This is a genomic window from Alkalibacterium sp. f15, assembly GCF_049389645.1.
Lineage (GTDB): Bacteria > Bacillota > Bacilli > Lactobacillales > Carnobacteriaceae_A > Alkalibacterium.
Map to the genome: position 1 here is coordinate 2276115 of NZ_CP186540.1, position 16823 is coordinate 2292937.

At 38.7% G+C, this 16823-nt stretch carries 15 protein-coding genes and 1 pseudogene; 11 read left to right on the forward strand and 5 right to left on the reverse strand.

From position 1 onward, the window contains the following. Positions 1 to 452 precede the first annotated feature (452 nt). The 3 genes from ACO1PF_RS10715 (at position 453) to ACO1PF_RS10725 (ending at position 3591) form a co-directional block, all read left to right on the forward strand. Entirely contained in the window at positions 453 to 995 is a 543-nt protein-coding gene (locus ACO1PF_RS10715; protein ID WP_423189050.1) for a GNAT family N-acetyltransferase, read from the forward strand. Positions 996 to 1179: 184 nt separating this feature from the next. Next, a complete protein-coding gene (locus ACO1PF_RS10720; RefSeq protein WP_423189051.1) occupies positions 1180 to 2328 on the forward strand; it encodes a plasmid pRiA4b ORF-3 family protein in 1149 nt (382 codons plus the stop codon). A gap of 180 nt (positions 2329 to 2508) precedes the next feature. Then, positions 2509 to 3591 carry a GtrA family protein gene (locus ACO1PF_RS10725; RefSeq protein WP_423189052.1) on the forward strand — a complete coding sequence of 361 codons (1083 nt, stop codon included), beginning with the start codon at positions 2509 to 2511 and terminating at the stop codon, positions 3589 to 3591. Between the two features lie 64 nt (positions 3592 to 3655). Here the strand turns inward: ACO1PF_RS10725 and ACO1PF_RS10730 are convergent, their stop codons facing one another. Continuing rightward, on the reverse strand, positions 3656 to 4366 hold the full coding sequence (locus tag ACO1PF_RS10730; RefSeq protein ID WP_423189053.1) for a GntR family transcriptional regulator: 711 nt from the start codon (positions 4364 to 4366) through the stop codon (positions 3656 to 3658). 179 nt (positions 4367 to 4545) lie between these two features. On the opposite strand from ACO1PF_RS10730, the gene ACO1PF_RS10735 reads away from it, so the two are divergent. Further along, positions 4546 to 5226, forward strand: a complete 681-nt coding sequence (locus ACO1PF_RS10735) for an N-acetylmannosamine-6-phosphate 2-epimerase (RefSeq protein ID WP_423189054.1) — start codon at positions 4546 to 4548, stop codon at positions 5224 to 5226. 278 nt (positions 5227 to 5504) lie between these two features. Here ACO1PF_RS10735 and ACO1PF_RS10740 read toward each other — a convergent pair whose 3' ends face one another. The 4 genes from ACO1PF_RS10740 to ACO1PF_RS10755 form a co-directional block, all read right to left on the reverse strand. After that, a complete protein-coding gene (locus ACO1PF_RS10740) occupies positions 5505 to 6206 on the reverse strand; it encodes an FAD-dependent oxidoreductase (protein WP_423189055.1) in 702 nt (233 codons plus the stop codon). Between the two features lie 114 nt (positions 6207 to 6320). After that, entirely contained in the window at positions 6321 to 7142 is an 822-nt protein-coding gene (locus ACO1PF_RS10745) for an aldo/keto reductase (protein ID WP_423189056.1), read from the reverse strand. Between the two features lie 81 nt (positions 7143 to 7223). Then, positions 7224 to 8990, reverse strand: coding sequence for a DUF4153 domain-containing protein (locus tag ACO1PF_RS10750; protein ID WP_423189057.1), 1767 nt, complete (start codon positions 8988 to 8990; stop codon positions 7224 to 7226). Positions 8991 to 9366: 376 nt separating this feature from the next. Next, positions 9367 to 10287 carry an alpha/beta hydrolase gene (locus tag ACO1PF_RS10755; protein ID WP_423189058.1) on the reverse strand — a complete coding sequence of 307 codons (921 nt, stop codon included), beginning with the start codon at positions 10285 to 10287 and terminating at the stop codon, positions 9367 to 9369. 354 nt (positions 10288 to 10641) lie between these two features. Between ACO1PF_RS10755 and ACO1PF_RS10760 the strand changes: the two genes are divergently transcribed. The 7 genes and pseudogenes from ACO1PF_RS10760 (at position 10642) to ACO1PF_RS10790 (ending at position 16801) form a co-directional block, all read left to right on the forward strand. Then, entirely contained in the window at positions 10642 to 11997 is a 1356-nt protein-coding gene (locus ACO1PF_RS10760) for a diguanylate cyclase domain-containing protein (protein WP_423189059.1), read from the forward strand. Between the two features lie 146 nt (positions 11998 to 12143). After that, positions 12144 to 12281 (forward strand): hypothetical protein, encoded by a 138-nt coding sequence (locus ACO1PF_RS10765; protein WP_423189060.1) that lies wholly within the window; start codon positions 12144 to 12146, stop codon positions 12279 to 12281. A 260-nt stretch (positions 12282 to 12541) separates the two neighbouring features. Further along, positions 12542 to 13027, forward strand: a pseudogene (locus ACO1PF_RS10770) (MFS transporter); the annotation flags it as partial. Between the two features lie 147 nt (positions 13028 to 13174). After that, complete coding sequence (locus tag ACO1PF_RS10775; protein ID WP_423189061.1) at positions 13175 to 13357, forward strand: hypothetical protein; 183 nt, start codon at positions 13175 to 13177, stop codon at positions 13355 to 13357. Between the two features lie 130 nt (positions 13358 to 13487). After that, on the forward strand, positions 13488 to 14225 hold the full coding sequence (locus ACO1PF_RS10780; protein ID WP_423189062.1) for an SDR family NAD(P)-dependent oxidoreductase: 738 nt from the start codon (positions 13488 to 13490) through the stop codon (positions 14223 to 14225). An 859-nt stretch (positions 14226 to 15084) separates the two neighbouring features. Beyond that, entirely contained in the window at positions 15085 to 15570 is a 486-nt protein-coding gene (locus ACO1PF_RS10785) for a hypothetical protein (RefSeq protein WP_423189063.1), read from the forward strand. Positions 15571 to 15691: 121 nt separating this feature from the next. Then, positions 15692 to 16801 carry an NADH-dependent flavin oxidoreductase gene (locus tag ACO1PF_RS10790; RefSeq protein WP_423189064.1) on the forward strand — a complete coding sequence of 370 codons (1110 nt, stop codon included), beginning with the start codon at positions 15692 to 15694 and terminating at the stop codon, positions 16799 to 16801. Positions 16802 to 16823: the final 22 nt, after the last annotated feature.

The window sequence follows — 16823 nt, forward strand, 5'->3', positions numbered from 1 at the left end:
GGAAAATCAAGGGCAAAGAGAGGGGTATACAGTTTCATATGTTAGGTAGGGAACACTTCGGTAAGTTGACAAGAGATTCTGCTGCCTAATGACCGAAGTTTGCCAAGTTCGGTAAGTTCACTGCTTCCATTATGCTGTAAGTGTCGAACTGACGGTAACTTCGACATGTAGGATTTCAAATGTCTTTTCTAATTGTCGAACCGGGCCCTGTTCGGTAGTTTCAAACGTATATTTTTTCTGAACCTACCGAAGTTACGGCAGGTTCGACACTTTTATAGGAAAATGCAAATCCTACTTACCGAACTTTGAAAGGGGCAGTAACGATCAACTCAAATGTAAATCGGAACTTAGCTCACTGTACATAATGTTTTTTAGAATTACAAAGATAGTTACGAATTTTTTACCTATTCAAATGCTATACTAAGGGTAAACAGAAGAGTGAGGGGACCAAAATGCTTACACACAAAGTAGATGAAGAAATAAGTTTGAAATTAAAAGAAAATCAAGACAGTCCAGAGATCTTCGCATTAATCGATCAGTCCAGAAAGCATTTGAAACAGTGGATGACTTGGGTGGACCAGGTTCAATCTGTAGAAGACATCGACGAGGTAACCTATAAGCACCTGCTAGAATTCACAGAGCAAAAAGCGGTTCATTTTGTCATTCAATATAACGGAGAAGTTGCAGGTAGTGTCAATATAAACGACATCGACTGGTCTATCAAATCTGCCGAGATCGGTTACTGGCTTGGCAGTGAATATACCGGAAAAGGTATCATGTTTAGAACGGTCAAAAGCCTTCTCGACTATGCCTTCGAAAAATTAGGTTTACATAAAATAGAAATTTGGGCGGCGGAAGGCAATTCAAAGAGCCGGTCGATTCCGGAACGCTTGGGGTTTGTCCAGGAAGGTATGCGCAGAGACAATGAACTGATCGACGGGAAATATGTGAATATGATAATATATGGAATTTTAGAAGATGAATGGAGTAAATAAGGGCAAAGATTTTTTGATATTGCTTTTGCTATATTTTGCTAGTTGACTATAAAAACAAATTATTATGATCAATTAAAAAGAACTAGGGAAATAATTTCCTGTGAAAAATTGATTAACCATAGGTACTTCAAGGGTATCAATGGTATACTTATTCAAAGAAGCAAATTGGGACGGGGGATGAGTCATGCACATATATGCAACGAAGAAATTAATGAAGGGTTTCAAGAAGGCAGAAAAAATGGCAACAGAACCGATTGAGCACGTCACGTTTCTTGAAGACTCTGAGTCACCTGATGGGCATTCTTTTTTTGATTGGCATGCCAATATAGCTGAAATGGGTACTGATGAGTGTTTGATTATGACTCATGATCGGTCGGGGTTAACTCTAATCTTTTTGAATGTGTATGAAGAAGAATTAATGGAGTTTTATGACTGGTTTGAAGAAGCATTCTATGATTTGTTGGGGAAATTAGGTTTTAGTCACCACAGTATCCAACGCTATCTCACTGACTCAAACGGTTACGGAATAACCATTAGTAAAGCTACGGATTCAAAGAAAATCGGTCGCAACTCTTCAGTGATTAACCTTATGAGAAAAATGAACTACTATCAAGAGGATGATTTCATTGTTCAAGGCTATTGGCAATATCAAATCAGTCGCTTGAACACTTCTTTGAAAAGAGGTGAAAGGTCGTTTGAGCATTTTATAAATGAATATGAGGAAGTCATCGGTCCAGTCACTTATGCTGTGGATATGGTGGAATTTGAGATTCGCTTGAGGATGGAAATGCTACCTGATGTGATCCGCATCGTACAAATGCCTATGTATCTCACTTTTGAGGATCTGCATCAAGTTATTCAGACGATTTATATGTGGCAGCATATGCATTTGCATCAGTTCATATTGGAAGACGGGTCGACCATTATCGGGGCAGAGCAAAAATATAACATGGAACAGTATCAAATGGGCGGAAATCAGGAAGCGTATACTGCGAGTCAGTTGAAATTAGCTGACGTGATCACACCAGAAGAAAACGGCGTCATCACCTACGTTTATGATTTCGGAGATTCTTGGGAACATTCCATCCGGGCAAGGAAATTTTATTCTGAGAAAAAGCGTATGTTTCCTAAGTTGACGCTCATGTCCGGTGACCCTGTACCTGAGAATGTCGGAGGACCTCCAGGCTATCAATATTTTCTGGAAGTCATCAATGATCCAGTACATGATGAACACAGTGTCATCAAAGAATGGTCCAAAGATTATCTATCGCGTCTGAATATTTATAATGACGTCAATCATTTTAATCATGAGATCAAGAGAATGCACACCTGATAAAGGTTGTTACGTAAGTCTTTACTGTATAGAGCCTACACGGACAATGAAGTAAGGACTTTTTGTTTTTCAATGAGTATATAGGAGTATAAAAATGGCGTTATATGGTATGATTAATATTGACGATAATGAATTTATTTGACAGATTTGTTATCAATTATAACTCAGTGAGGACTGCCTATGAAGAATTGTGTTATTGTCATACCTGTTCTAGAGCCAAATGAAGCATTCATACCCTATGTAAAACAACTCATACAAGAAGCCTTCACATCCATTGTAATTGTGAATGATGGAAGCAGCAGCGATAAAACGTCTGTCTTTGAACTTTTGGATAAATTGCCTGAAGTGAAAGTATTGACACATGCCGTTAATATGGGAAAAGGACGTGCATTAAAAAATGCGTTTAATTACATATTAAATGATACCGAACTCTCTAAACGACATGGTGTCATTACGGTTGATGGAGATGGACAACACGAAGTAAGTGATGTCTTGAAAATCTGCAGTCAGTTAGATGAAAAAACAAAAGCATTGCTTCTAGGTGTAAGACACTTCAGTGAAGAAAATGTGCCGTTAACAAGCAGATTAGGGAATACGATAACCAGACATCTCTTTAAACTTCTTTACGGAGAGAAAATAAACGATACACAGACGGGTCTTCGAGGGATAACTTTAGATGTGCTGCCGGAGTTCATCGCCATTGATGGAGAACGCTACAGTTACGAAACAAATATGCTGATCGTAGCCATTCAAAAACGGATTGATTTTCAGGAAGTGCCTATTCAAACAGTGTATATTAAAGATAATGAAGAGAGTCACTTCAATCCCTTTAAAGATTCTGTGGAAATCTACGTTTTATTGTTCAAGAACTTTTTCAAGTTCATGAGTGTTTCTTTCACTTCTTTTCTAATCGATATTTCTTTTTTTCAAGTGTTTATTTTAGCTTTAAGTTTTTTAGTAACGAAAAGGCGGATTATTGTAGCTACATTGTTAGCAAGGGCAGTATCCAGTTTGTTTAATTATATAGTGAATAGAAAGTGGGTCTTTGAAAGCAACAAACGCTGGAATAAAACCTTATTCAGATATTATGCGTTGGTCGCTATAGAAGCATCTGCTTCTGGACTTAGTGTATACTGGTTGTTTCAATTGACCGGCCTACGAGAAGTAATATTGAAAATATTTGTGGATGCTATTTTGTTCATGATCAGTTATCGGATACAAAAGTTTCTGATTTTTAAAGAGCGAAGAAAGAAAAAAGACTAGTCCATCTTCCTCACTTAACTATCGCGAGAGAGTCGGAACTAGTCTTTAATGCAATGATGATTTGTTATTTTGTGATAATCGTTTCGGCAGCAAAGGCATCCGAACGATGTTTTGATAAACTGTATTCGATCGAATCACCCGTATCCAGGTAAGCGATTTGTTCGGTTATTGCTATCGGATCATTATGTTCGATAGCAAGATGACTTGCTTCTTCCTCACTGGCTTTTTTTACGGTGAAACGACGATGGGCACTTTGGATCGTTAAACCCAAATCCTCTTTAATATATTTATAGATAGAACCTTCGAGGTGTTTTTTCTCTAATCCTGGAACACGTTCGATAGGGATATAGGCATGTTCTATCACGATTGGTTTATCATCAACGAGACGTACTCGGTGAATATCGTAGACAAAGCTTTCAGGTTTAAGATTCAGTTTGTCCTGAACGATTTCGTCTGCCTGCACAACTTTGAAAGTTAAAATTTCACTTTTCACATCTTTGTTATTATAAAAGAGAGAAAAACCACTGATTTGGTTGGTCTGAGTAATACGCAAAATTTCTTTTTTGCTTAAGTCTTTCACAAATGTCCCGGAACCGCGTCGTTTGATAATTAAACCTTCTTCGACTAGTAAATCTAGGGCACGCTTAACTGTCATCTTACTCGTATTGTAACTTTCGCATAAATCTTTTTCGAAAGGAAGTTGTTCGGTAGCAGTATAATCGCCATTGATTATTTTTTCTTTGATGTCGGTGTATATTTCTTCATATTTTTTCATAACGCACCTCACTTTCGTATATAGAGTTATTTCACATTTTTGAGTATACCATACGGAATGAGAAACACAGTAACATTACACGATAAGTATACATTTGTAATATTGTATTAAATAACAAGTTATATATTAAATATGATATACTTAATAATAGGAAAAATCAAGCATTAGGAGGGCTAAAAATGTTAAATAATTTTAAAAAAGGCTTAATTGTTTCTTGTCAGGCAATATCCGATGAACCGTTACATAGTTCATTCATCATGGGTCGTATGGCCAAAGCAGCAACTGAAGGCGGCGCGGTAGGCATTCGTGCCAATTCTAAAGAAGATATAGCAGAAATAAAGAAACAAACATCTCTGCCTATTATTGGCTTAGTCAAAAGACATTACCCAGACACAAAAGTCTATATTACAGCGACAATGAAAGAAGTGGACGAATTAATGGACGTGGGTTGTGACATGATCGCACTCGATGCCACAAAACAAGTGAGACCAAACGGTGAAACATTGGAAGATTTCGTAAATGCTATTCGGGATAAGTATGATGATGTTTTGCTGATGGCTGATACGTCAACCGTCGAAGAAGGGGTAGAAGCTGAACGCTTAGGATTTGACGTGGTTTCTACAACGTTGGTTGGTTACACCAGTTATACTAAGGATCAGTCGATATTTGAAAATGACTATGCAATGTTAAAAGAATACTTGAATGCCATTACTATTCCGGTAATAGCTGAAGGCAATCTCAATACACCAGAAAGAGCCAAAGCCTGTTTAGATCATGGTGTTTATGCAGTTGTTGTTGGAAGTGCAATTACGCGGCCTCAAGTAATAACTAAACGCTTTGTTGATAAGATGAGTGAATAAATGAATACTAAAAGAGTGGATCATAGACTGACGACGAACCCTGAAGTTAAACGAGCAGCGTTTGACTTTAGGTATCATCCTTCTATGTCCACTCTTTTATATTTCTGGAAGATGAAACTAACCGCAACGGGTCAGTTTCATCAACCTTTGATAGGTGAGAGGATCATACTAGCTTCGTGGGTTAGGGACCACTGATGCTAATAAAGCTCTTCAGTGGGCAGATTTTCTTCAATAAAAATAAGGAAAGCCTTCGACCCGTTTGAGTCGAAGGCTTCTTCTTAATATCCGAAATAAGGATCGAAAACGATATGTGTGAACTTAACATTGTTGTCTCTTAACCGCTTACTGATATCTTTGACACTTTTTGGGGTGCCAGCTACATAATAGATGGCATCATTACCTAAGGTATCCGCCAATTTTAAATAAGTCTCTCGGGTTTGGTCACGGCCCGTTGTGTAGTATGGATGGAATTTTGGATTGTTTAAAGCGATGCTGTCTAATTCTTCTTTGAACAAATGTGTGTCAGAAGATGAATAAACAAGAAAAACATCCCGGCGTGTATCGTGTTCAAGCTGTTTGATCATGGCCCGGTTGGGTGTAATACCGATCCCGGCTGCGATCATAACGATAGGTGACGTGGAATCCTTCACTTTATACCATCCAAAGGGACCGAGCATATTCACTGTATCTCCTTTAGAAAGAGAGAAAAGAGTCTGCTTGAAACTGCTGACAGGTTCATTGGCATGGGTAGCAATAAATAGTTTGTTTTCCGAAGGGGAGGAAGCAATCGAAAAGATTCGGAAAGAGCGACCTGTTACTTTTTTGCCTGGGAGGGTAAACATCCCATGTTCTCCCGAGTCCCAGTTTAGCCCTTCTGGATAATCAAAGGTAATGACATGATAATCATCGTGTGGATTTTCGATGGAATCAATGGTCAAGCTGGTCCGGCTGAACATGCCCGTGAAATCGTTGACTTTCATATTTCTAACTCCTTTCGATATCTTTCAGTATTAAAAAAGCTAATAGAATATTAATAACCCGTTAACTCACTAAGAAAGCTTAATCAGTTAACGGGTTATTATTTTATTGATCGATTATTTACGTACATCTTTGATTTGTTCAAGTATTTTAACATCTTCATCAGAAATTTCAAAGTCTAAATCTCTGTTTTCTTTGATACGTCCTTCATGTGTTGATTTGGGCAGAGGAAGCGTATCTTTTTCCAAGCAGTAACGAATTGCCAGTTGAGCAACCGTAACGTCGTATTTTTTAGCCATGTCTTTAAGTTCTGGCATGTCCAGGACTTGACCAGTAGCTAGAGGTGAATAGGCTTCTACAACGATATTATGCTCTTTACAAAAGGCCAACAATTCTTCCTGATCTTTACCGATATAAAAGGGGATTTGATTAGCCATTGGAACGATATCACATTGATCCAAGATCGGTTGAAGGTGCTTGATCTCAAAGTTGGAGACACCGATCGCTTTGATTTTACCCTCATTGTATAATTTTTCCATTGCTTTCCATGATTGAACGTTTCCTTCAGTACAATCTTTGCCTATTTCATCCCAAGGCCATGGAGCATGGATAAGGTATAAATCGAGATAATCGACACCTAAATTTGTAATTGTTTCATTGAATGCCTTGAGTGTTTCGTCGTAGCCTTTAATCTGAGCAGGCAATTTGCTCGTGATGAAAATATCTTCTCTCGGTAAATCGAATTCATGGATCGCTTTACCCACATTTTCTTCATTGCGGTAAGCTAAAGCAGTATCGATGTGAGTGTAGCCATTTTTAAGTGCCATTGTTACTGAATCATAGGCATCTCTGTTAGGGATTTGCCATGTACCAAAGCCAATACTTGGAATCGTTACACCATTGTGAAAAGTAAAAGTTTGTTTCTTCATTTTTGACATTCCTCCTAAAAAATTAATACTTTTTTAGTATAACGTAAACAGGATGAAAATGCTTACTTTTTGTTTGTAATCTAATAAATTCTATTTATAAGTGATTAAAATTATAAATTCTCCCTCGACATTGGTGTTCTCCTCAACTTCGAGACGTCTCACGATAACTGTCAAACGAACGTCCTCATTTTCTTCTGTAAACATTAGTTCATCTAAAGGTCTTTGCGAATTTTCCACAGGAACTTCCCACGCCAATTCTCGAATGAAAGATAAATCGTAAGTGAGTACAGAGGAGTCATTTTCTAACAATTCAACACTCAATGCGTCTCTTTCAGCAACAAATTTTAATGAATATGGTTCATTATCTAAATCGACATTGATCTGACTACCTAGATAGGTAGATAATTCCACTAGTTCATCTACATCAGCCAAGGGAATTACGTTTGGCTGCGTCATATCGAGTTCCATATAAGCATAGCGTGAACCAGAGGGGAAGGGCCCATCGATGTCGCTGCCATAATAATAGTGAAAACTAGGATTAAAGCCAAAGGTTTGCTCAAAATCACGTTCGTAAGCAAAGTTGTCCGGCAGCCAATCGAGTTGATCCAGTTTTTCCTGCTGATTCAGGTAATTCATACTGTAACTGAATTTTGCTTTTTCCTCATCTGATAACGTTTCACCTAACTGTTCGGTCATCTCTTCATCCATTTCAGCTGATTCAACGATGTTATTCACTTTGCTTAGTTGATTGTTGATGCCGATCGACACAGCATCGATCATGGGAAGGATCGATATCACACCCAAACCTATCAGCAAGAAAGGAATAAATATCTTCTTGGATTTCAAGAAACTGTAGATAAGGGTACTGATGATAGAAAAAACACCGAATAGCAGCACGAAATAGCGGCCATGAGTAAGCCCGATGTCCGCGGTTTTTAAACTTGATGAAACCGTCTGAAAGATGGCAATGACGAGCAAAAGATAAGGATAAAAGCGGCTAAACAGCCGGGGAATTTTTTTATCCACATTTTCAGCTAAAAAGAGGGTTAGGATACCGGCAATCGTGTAACTGATAAGCATCGGTTCCATTAAATTATCTTTCCAGAACTCTCCTGAAATATTGATCAGTATATAGGCAATAAGAATGGCACTAAATACGAGTAAAACTGGAATAATGATATAAGCTATCAATATTTCAAGTAAAGGGGGAATACTCTTAGCTTCGTTGATTGATAAGTCGTGTTTTTCTTCATCAAATACAGGCAGTCTTGAAAGTAAATAAACCGGTCCGACAAAAATAAAAACAATGGCTGCGCTGTAAGAGAACCAGCGATAATCAAGGCTGTAGATCAAAGTAGTATAAGCACTCAAGATGGCACTTATACCGATAAACAAGATCACTGAAATGAGTAAACCCGAGAAAAAAGCTTTGATATAAATGATCAGTGAATCGCTGAAGGTAAGGTGAGAACGTAGTGTTGGCACCACCAGCAGCAAGATGACAAGGATAAAATAGAGAACGAGGGTGCGGACTGAACCCGACTGATTAAATCCTAATGGCGCTTGGGTCAGATAGAAATAATACAAGAGGGGTAAAATCAGACTGGCTAACTTGATTCCCCATAAATATAATTTATCGATCGATAGACGTTCGGAATAGAGCTGAACGGATACGACCAGCAAAACGCCGATTCCTAAACTCAACACGTGATTCATATAATCCGGTTCGCCCCTGGAATAGATATCGGACAGGGTGAACATAACTGTTAATGCAAGTAGCGCGATAGCGATCGGAAAGCGAGAAAAGGTAGCTAACCACTGCGTTTTTCTTTGTATCAGCCAATCTTTTACGGACATGATGATCTCCTCCAATTGTGAACTTTATATTAACTTTAGTTTACGACTTCATGACAAAATTAGCAATTATATAGAATGGTATAAAGGGATCGATAGGTCTGCTGTTGATATTGTCTCAAGAAGGCTCAGTTAAGGGACCGAATCAACCGAAGCAACTTTTTTTGGAAGGTATGAGCCGGGGAGGATTAAATAAGTTTATTTTGTAGTTTTTTAACCTTGTATAGAATCGACAAAGGGCCTGTAAAATAGGTGATTTTCCTTCACTCTTTTATCGAATCAGTGAAAGAGGCTGACCATTATATAATAAAAAAGAAGAGATTGGAACGAAGTCCAATCTCTTCTGATAAGCCAGTATTCAGTTAAGCAAGAACCACTTTTACTCATCATAAAATGCCTGATTCAGGGCCCTTACCCGTGTATTCATTGTCTTTTTAGTCAATTCACTGGCCGCGAAAAGGTCAAAGGAATGAAAAGCATTTTGTACACAGTGGGTCTGTACCTTGACTTCCGCTCGTTCTAGAGCTTTAGCTAGGAGTAACCCTTCATCTCTCAACGGATCATATTCACACACTTCAATGTAAGCAGTTGGCAGTCCACTGAATGAGTCGGCTTCCATGGGGGAGGCATATTCATTGGGTAAGGAGAGTTCCTCTCTGATATAAAGCGACCACATCATTTTATTGAGTTTCACACTCCAATACGGAAATTCGTGCAGAGACTTTGAACGCATCCGGGCATCCGTTACGGGATAGATGAGAAACTGATAGAAAAAGGGGTGTAATCCTTGATTTCTGTAATATAATGTGACATTACTGGCTAAAGTCGCACCCGAACTGTCTCCGCCGATCGCAATTTTGTCGGGATCGATACCAAGATAGTCAGTATGAGTCATTACCCACTCACTGGCTTTCAGTGCGTCAAAAAAGGGAGCTGGAAATGGATGCTGCGGTGACAGACGATAATCGACATCGATAACAATGGTATTCGTCCGCAAGGCATATTCTGCAGTCAACCGTTTGATATGTGGGGGACGGGTCAAAAAGTAGGAACTGCCGTAAAAATAAAGCAGGGCCGGTGATGCATCCTTAACTTTTTCAGGTGTGTAAATTATTAACGTGATCATGTCTCCGTCAGTGGTCGATAGCCGGATATGCTTTTCTTTTACGCCTTCAGGTAATGGAACCCTTTTACGAACTAGAGTAACCGTTCCGTTCAATATAGGTAAAACTAAAGGCGAGAGGAAAAGGGAAAACGGTTTGTACTTTTTCACGTCTTTATGTATCGAAAACTGGTTCATAAGCATTCTCTTTTCCATAGTGTAGTTAACAGAATAAAGTTTCCCTACCGATAGTTGAAGTAGGGAAACTAAAAGACTGAAAGGTTATTCGAGTTCGATCACGTTGGTGATTCCAGAATTTTTTGCTGTAATACTTTTCAGTGAAATCGGTTTGGTGTTTAGTCAGTAATATGTTCCTTGTCTTTATATAAATTATTTACTTTTAGTGTAACCTTATTCAAGGAATGGCTCAATTATTATGACTTTTAGTACTAATTCGTAATAAATTGTGAAAATAAGTTTTATAGCTTCTCTTTTATATGGCATATAGTGTATAATAACTATACTTATAAGAAAGAAAGGAGGTCAAGTGTTGTGAAAAGGTGGACGATATCGGTTGTTGTGGCATTTTTAGCAGCTCTACTTTTATATATACCTGTTAACAATTTACATATTCAGGACAACGAACAACGATATGAAGATACCCGAATGCAGGCCAGTCATCATTTGAACTTCATCCGTGATGATATTCAAGCCCAATTGGATAGTAGTTTGTATTATGCGGACTTTTTTGAAATGATTGTCAGTCAGGATCCTGACGTTACAGAAAAAGAACTGCGAGCATACAGTGATTTTATTATTGAGCGTAATTCACTAGTTGATAGTGTCAGTTTAGCGAAAGATGGTATTATTCATTTTGTTTATCCCTTAGAGGGAAACGAAGAAGCCCTTGGGTACAACTTGCTGGAGGAGCCGGACCGCAAAAGATATCTCGAAGAAGCGATAATAAAGAGAAAGGCGGTGGCGCAAGGTCCAGTTGAAGCGGTTCAGGGTGGGATGAAAATATTCAATCGCAAACCCGTGTTTATTGAATCAGACAACACAGAAGAAGTTTGGGGATTCGCTAGTGTAACGATCGATTTCGATCATTTAGTAGAAACTAGTCTTTTGTCGAATGATTTGCCCGGATATAAATATGCAATCAAAGTTGAATCTGATCGGTCACAACCTGTTTTCTGGGGAGAAGAAGGAGTCTTCGAGTCTGAAGCTGTTACAGCCTCAATTTCATTGCCAGAAAACAATTGGACGATTGCACTCATTCCGGCAGATGGCTGGAATAGAAACATATATTACCATAGTGTGGAAACCCTCATCTTTTATGTATTTATCCTGATTATTTTCAAACTGGTATTGTTCTTTGTTCATCAATATTTTACCAAGAGAGAATTATCACGAATCGATGCCTTAACATGTTTACTGAATAAAAAAACATTTGAACAGTCTGTAAAAAATGTGTTGAGATATTCAACAAAGAAAAATGGGCTCTTACTGATCGATTTTAATGATTTTAAACTGATCAACGATACACATGGTCATTTAGTCGGGGATAAAGTCTTAGCCATAACAGCAGAACGATTATTGCACACCTTGAAGAAAACTGATTTGATTGGACGCATTGGTGGAGACGAGATTATGATCCTAGTTAAGGATATGGAATCTGAGAAAGAACTGGAAACAATAAAAGACCGTGTAATCGAGCGGATAGAAAAACCAATTTTATATAATGACAAGATCATTCATCCCTCTATATCGGTGGGTCACACCTTGATCAGTCATCTGCTGCCGTTCAATCATCTCTATGAAATCGTAGATAAAAAAATGTATAGAGACAAAACGACTAAAAAAGTAATAGCCACATCACCGTTTGAACAACCAGAACTGGAATCTTGAACGGAAGTGAAGTCATGGATAAGTGGGAGACTAAATACTCAGTGTTAATTCTGATTGTTTAGAAAAACTCCATTTATTATGGCTTTTTTGGCGTGTCACGGGGATGATTGATTATAAAGATTAAAAACAAGGGATGACGGCTAGTTATGAAGAAGAAGGAACTGGCATTTTATTATGGCTGGGTAATTGTTGCGGTTGGTGTTTTAAGTGTATTCTTCTCTTCGCTGGGACAAACATTTTCAGTTTCCATTTTTATAGATTTCTATATGAAAGAATTTGGATAGAGTCGGAGTCAGATCTCTAGTTTTTATTCCATTGCTACTTTAATTTCCGGTTTATCCATGCCCTTTGTGGGGGACATCATTGATAAACAAGGGCCCCTTGGATGATCCTGATCGGTTTTCTGTTCATTCGAATGTTTGGACAAGGATCGTTGACATTGATTCCTTCCGTTATAATTCCTCAGTGGTTCGAGAAAAAACGGATAAGGGCATTATCTCTGATTTCAATAGGTGGCGTCGTAGGTTAAGCGCTAGTTCCGCCACTCAATAACTTTTTGATTCAAACGTACGGATTATCAATGGCTTGGCTTTTTTGGGCAGGGTTGATGTTAACGATCATGTTGCCTGCCGCAGCTTTATTGATTCGTAATCGTCCAGAAGACATGGGCTTGCAGCTTGACGGAGTGAAGCCTTTTAAATCTGATGAAACACAGGTCTCTTCTAATAAAGAGATAACAAAAAAAGAAAAGTTGAAATCGTGGACGCTACAAGAAGCAAAAAAAACACGTACGTTCTGGTTTTTAATGTATTCATCAGTGGTTCCTGCACTTGTCAACACAGCAATGGTCTTTCATATGGTCTCGATCATTTCTGAAAAAGGACACAACACAGCTTTTGCTGCGTATCTGCTTAGTACCATCGCTTTGGTTCAAATGGGAATGACTTTTGTGGCCGGTTTTGTTTTAGAGAAAGTGAAAGTTAATATTGTGAAAGCTTGGAGTTACATCCTATACGTCGTTGTTATTTAACTGCTTGCTTATGTTGAACAGGCATCGTTATTAATAGTCTATGCTGTTCTCCAAGGGATATTTATTGCCTTTAATGGAGTATCGACTAACATTATCTGGGCGGATTACTACGGACATGCGCACTTAGGTAAAATAAGAGGAGTCGCTATGTCAGCCATGGTGATCGGGTCAGCTTTGGGTCCACTTCCTTATGGGATCGCTTTTGATGTATTGGGTGGGTATAAAGAAATACTACTCGCGTCATTGATACTACCGATACTTGCTAGTATCGCGATGTTTATTTCTCCTGCACCAACTATCGCAGATAAAAAAGCCTTGGGAACTGAATAAATAGATTGTAATAACGGAAGCTCTTATACGAAATGTCGGATAAAAGCTTTTTAAATCTTTTTTTTTGAATTATGAACGTCATTCATAGTAATCTTAAGAAGTAGATTATTTTATTGAAAGGAGATCAAACATGAAATTAAAAAACAGAGTTGCAATTGTTTTTGGTGGGACATCTGGAATCGGAGAAGCAACGGCTATGGCTTATGCGAACGAAGGGGCCAAAGTTGTTGTGAGTGGCCGTAAAGAAGAAGATGGGGACCGAATCGTTAAGGCAATCAAAGCTAACGGTCAGGAAGCGGTATTTGCAAAAGCCGACGTGACACAAGCCGTTGAAATAAAAACCGTTGTCGATAAAGCAATCAAAGCTTTTGGGCATATTGACATCTTGTATAATGGCGCCGGGATTCATGATAATTACAAAACGGCGGTAGAAATGGAAGAAGACGAGTACGATAAATTAATGGAGGTGAATGTGAAAGGTCCTTATTTAGCAACAAAAGCGATCTTGCCTCACTTCATAGAACAAGGCCACGGAACGATCGTCAATGTCGGTTCACAAGCGACGCATGTGGCTGGACCCGGGGGATCTGCTTACGTCACATCCAAGCATGCACTGGAAGGCTTCACGAAGCAGTTAGCCTATGATTTTGGTGGGAAAGGAATCAAAGCCAATCTGATTGCGCCAGGATTTATTGAGACGCCAATGACGGAAGGAATCGAAGACGAACGTCTAAAAGATATCCCCGCGAAACGAGCAGGTAAACCGGAGGAAGTTGCTGCACTAGCCGTTTTTCTCGCTTCAGAAGATTCTAACTATATGCACGGATCCACTGTCACCATGGACGGCGGCTGGGTCGTTGGAAGATAAGGAAATGACTATTTGTTGATTTTTGGATAGGGAGAAACTGACTTCGGTCAGTTTCTACAACTTTTGAAAGCTTCATAGGGACGCTACTCGCCACGGAGTGCGAGTAGGCTCATTATCTAGTGTGGGGTTGTGCCTTGTTATAGTTACTGTGATGAATTAGTGCCAACTCGATGACTGGATTTTTTGAGTAAGGTGTTGGGTGTTGGCTTAGTAGCTGCTCAGTGCGGATACCTTTATGAGCAGACACTAAGCCGTCAATAAGTGCATGCTCATCCTATAATAGTTACCGGTCAAGTGATCTTAACTTTTGAGCGGTCACTAAAGAGCCCTACCAGGACCTACTCGCCAGTCAGTAAACTTTGAGTGGGTATTAGCAGGTGTAATTAGTCACTGCTCAGTGTTTAGTTGCTTGTGAGCGGGCACTGGATCTCAAGTTAAAGGGTAACTCCGAACCACGTATCTTACCAGTGGTCACTTAATAATTCACTAGGGATTACTCACACAACAAAGGCTCATCAGTGGTAACTGATTTTCATTAAAATAGTTGTTTTGAAGAAAGTCTTCAATATTACTCACAAATAATTTCTGTTTGATGAATAGAAATGGAAGTAGTAGAAGTATAAAACAAAGGCTCAGTATATTTTCTGTGGATCAAACTTTCAATAAATAAAATACGACAAAATCAATGTTAGAAATCACAGTGTTTACAGAAATAATTATTTTACCTGAACTCGAAAAAAATGTGCAATCAAACATAAACCAGTTGATAAATTTATATTATATTTTAAATAAAGCTTTATTTATGTTGCTTTATTTGTTAAACTATTCACATAGAAAACAAAATAGGAGAGATCAAATTATGAAAAAAGTTATGTCTGCTTTACGCTTTATATTTAAAAATGGTGAGACTATGACAGTTAAACGCGATCAAATCGGTGATTTATGGATCAAACAAGTTACAACAAGCTTTGGTCGAATTGGAGACGGCGATTTTCAGGAAATTCACCCATGTGAATCTTTGAAAATTGAAATCAACAAAGAAGCCGATCGTGTCAATTCCAACGATATCAATAAAGGTGGATTAGAAGCGGGAATGTTTGCCCGTATCAAAAAATTCCAGGATATTGAAAAAATGGATATTTTATATCGCGATACTAAAAGTGGCGAAAAACTTATGGAGGTAGAGAGAGATACTATCTATTTCCCTTACAAAGCGCTTGATACTGATGGTCAAGACAATGCCTATCAAACTTCTGCATTATTGAAAGAAGTGCTTTATATTGTGATCGATCCCAAGCAAACTGTTGAAGAGGTCTATCCTCAACTGCGTGCTGCTCAATCTTAATATGTTCCCTTACCTCAGCCAGATGGATAACCCCCATCTGGCTGTTTTTTTTTTTGCATTAAAAATTGTTTTTCAATTCACCAATCGGTACAATAAGAAGGAAGACTGAAGGAGGATAACGATGAACAATCAAAAATATGCGCAAACATTTTCATTTAATAATGGATTAACTTTAAAGAACCGCTTTTTGATGGCTCCAATGACAACTAAAATGAGTTTTTATGATGGGGTCATTACCGAAGACGAAAAGCGTTATTATCATATGAGAAGTAAAGAGGTTGGAGCGGTGATCACTGCAGCAGCCAATGTTTCGGAAAACGGTAAAGGGTGGGAAGGTGAGCTGGGTGTTTATGATGACAAGCATTTAGCCGGTTTAAGCGAACTTGCCTCTTCGATCAAAGTGAATGGGACGAAAGCTATCCTGCAACTTTATCACGGAGGTCGTATGACACAGTCCTCTGTTTTAAAAGGGGTTCAGCCTGTTGCCCCAAGTTCAGTAAGAGCATTAAGAACTAATTCTGAAGTGCCTAGAGAATTGAAAGATGAAGAGATTCTACAAATTATCGAGGATTTCAAAGTAGCCACAGTCCGAGCAATCAAAGCCGGATTTGATGGTGTTGAGCTTCACGGAGCGAATACGTATCTTATTCAACAGTTTTTCTCACCGCATTCAAATCGTCGTACAGACCAGTGGGGAGGGAGTTTGGAGAACCGCTATACCTTTATAGATAAACTGTTAGATGCCGTGTCGGATGCTGCTAAAAAAGAAGCAAGCGAACCGTTCATTGTCGGCTATCGTTTCTCTCCAGAAGAAATAGAAGAGCCGGGTATCCGTTTCAACGAAACCCTCTTTTTAATTGAAAAATTATGTAATAAACCTTTGGACTATCTCCATGTGTCATTAAGGAAATTTGATCAAGTCTCACAACATGATACTTATCAGGATAAACCGATGATCACTTATTTGCATGAGCAGATAAATGGTCGTATCCCATTTATAGCTGTGGGAGACGTCAGAACCGGAGAAGATGCAGAAACCGTGTTACAAGACAGTGAACTTGTTGCCGTGGGACGTGTCTTATTGGCCGATCCTAATTGGGTTTCAAAAGTTACTGCCGGTAAAGAGGATTCGATCAGATATGATGTGGCAGAAGAAGAACGAGAGCTGTTAGGTTTGACGAATGGTGTCTGGGGATTTATGCATGGCATGATGCCGGATCGTTTAAAATAAGGATAGTGTCTTGAAGCAGACC

Excerpts from the sequence above, each read along its gene's own strand:
- ACO1PF_RS10715 (WP_423189050.1), top strand. The coding sequence starts at position 453 with ATGCTTACACACAAAGTAGATGAAGAAATAAGTTTGAAATTAAAAGAA.
- ACO1PF_RS10720 (WP_423189051.1), top strand. The coding sequence starts at position 1,180 with ATGCACATATATGCAACGAAGAAATTAATGAAGGGTTTCAAGAAGGCA.
- ACO1PF_RS10725 (WP_423189052.1), top strand. The coding sequence starts at position 2,509 with ATGAAGAATTGTGTTATTGTCATACCTGTTCTAGAGCCAAATGAAGCA.
- ACO1PF_RS10730 (WP_423189053.1), bottom strand. The coding sequence starts at position 4,366 with ATGAAAAAATATGAAGAAATATACACCGACATCAAAGAAAAAATAATC.
- ACO1PF_RS10735 (WP_423189054.1), top strand. The coding sequence starts at position 4,546 with ATGTTAAATAATTTTAAAAAAGGCTTAATTGTTTCTTGTCAGGCAATA.
- ACO1PF_RS10740 (WP_423189055.1), bottom strand. The coding sequence starts at position 6,206 with ATGAAAGTCAACGATTTCACGGGCATGTTCAGCCGGACCAGCTTGACC.
- ACO1PF_RS10745 (WP_423189056.1), bottom strand. The coding sequence starts at position 7,142 with ATGTCAAAAATGAAGAAACAAACTTTTACTTTTCACAATGGTGTAACG.
- ACO1PF_RS10750 (WP_423189057.1), bottom strand. The coding sequence starts at position 8,990 with ATGTCCGTAAAAGATTGGCTGATACAAAGAAAAACGCAGTGGTTAGCT.
- ACO1PF_RS10755 (WP_423189058.1), bottom strand. The coding sequence starts at position 10,287 with ATGAACCAGTTTTCGATACATAAAGACGTGAAAAAGTACAAACCGTTT.
- ACO1PF_RS10765 (WP_423189060.1), top strand. The coding sequence starts at position 12,144 with ATGAAGAAGAAGGAACTGGCATTTTATTATGGCTGGGTAATTGTTGCG.
- ACO1PF_RS10775 (WP_423189061.1), top strand. The coding sequence starts at position 13,175 with ATGTCAGCCATGGTGATCGGGTCAGCTTTGGGTCCACTTCCTTATGGG.
- ACO1PF_RS10780 (WP_423189062.1), top strand. The coding sequence starts at position 13,488 with ATGAAATTAAAAAACAGAGTTGCAATTGTTTTTGGTGGGACATCTGGA.
- ACO1PF_RS10785 (WP_423189063.1), top strand. The coding sequence starts at position 15,085 with ATGAAAAAAGTTATGTCTGCTTTACGCTTTATATTTAAAAATGGTGAG.
- ACO1PF_RS10790 (WP_423189064.1), top strand. The coding sequence starts at position 15,692 with ATGAACAATCAAAAATATGCGCAAACATTTTCATTTAATAATGGATTA.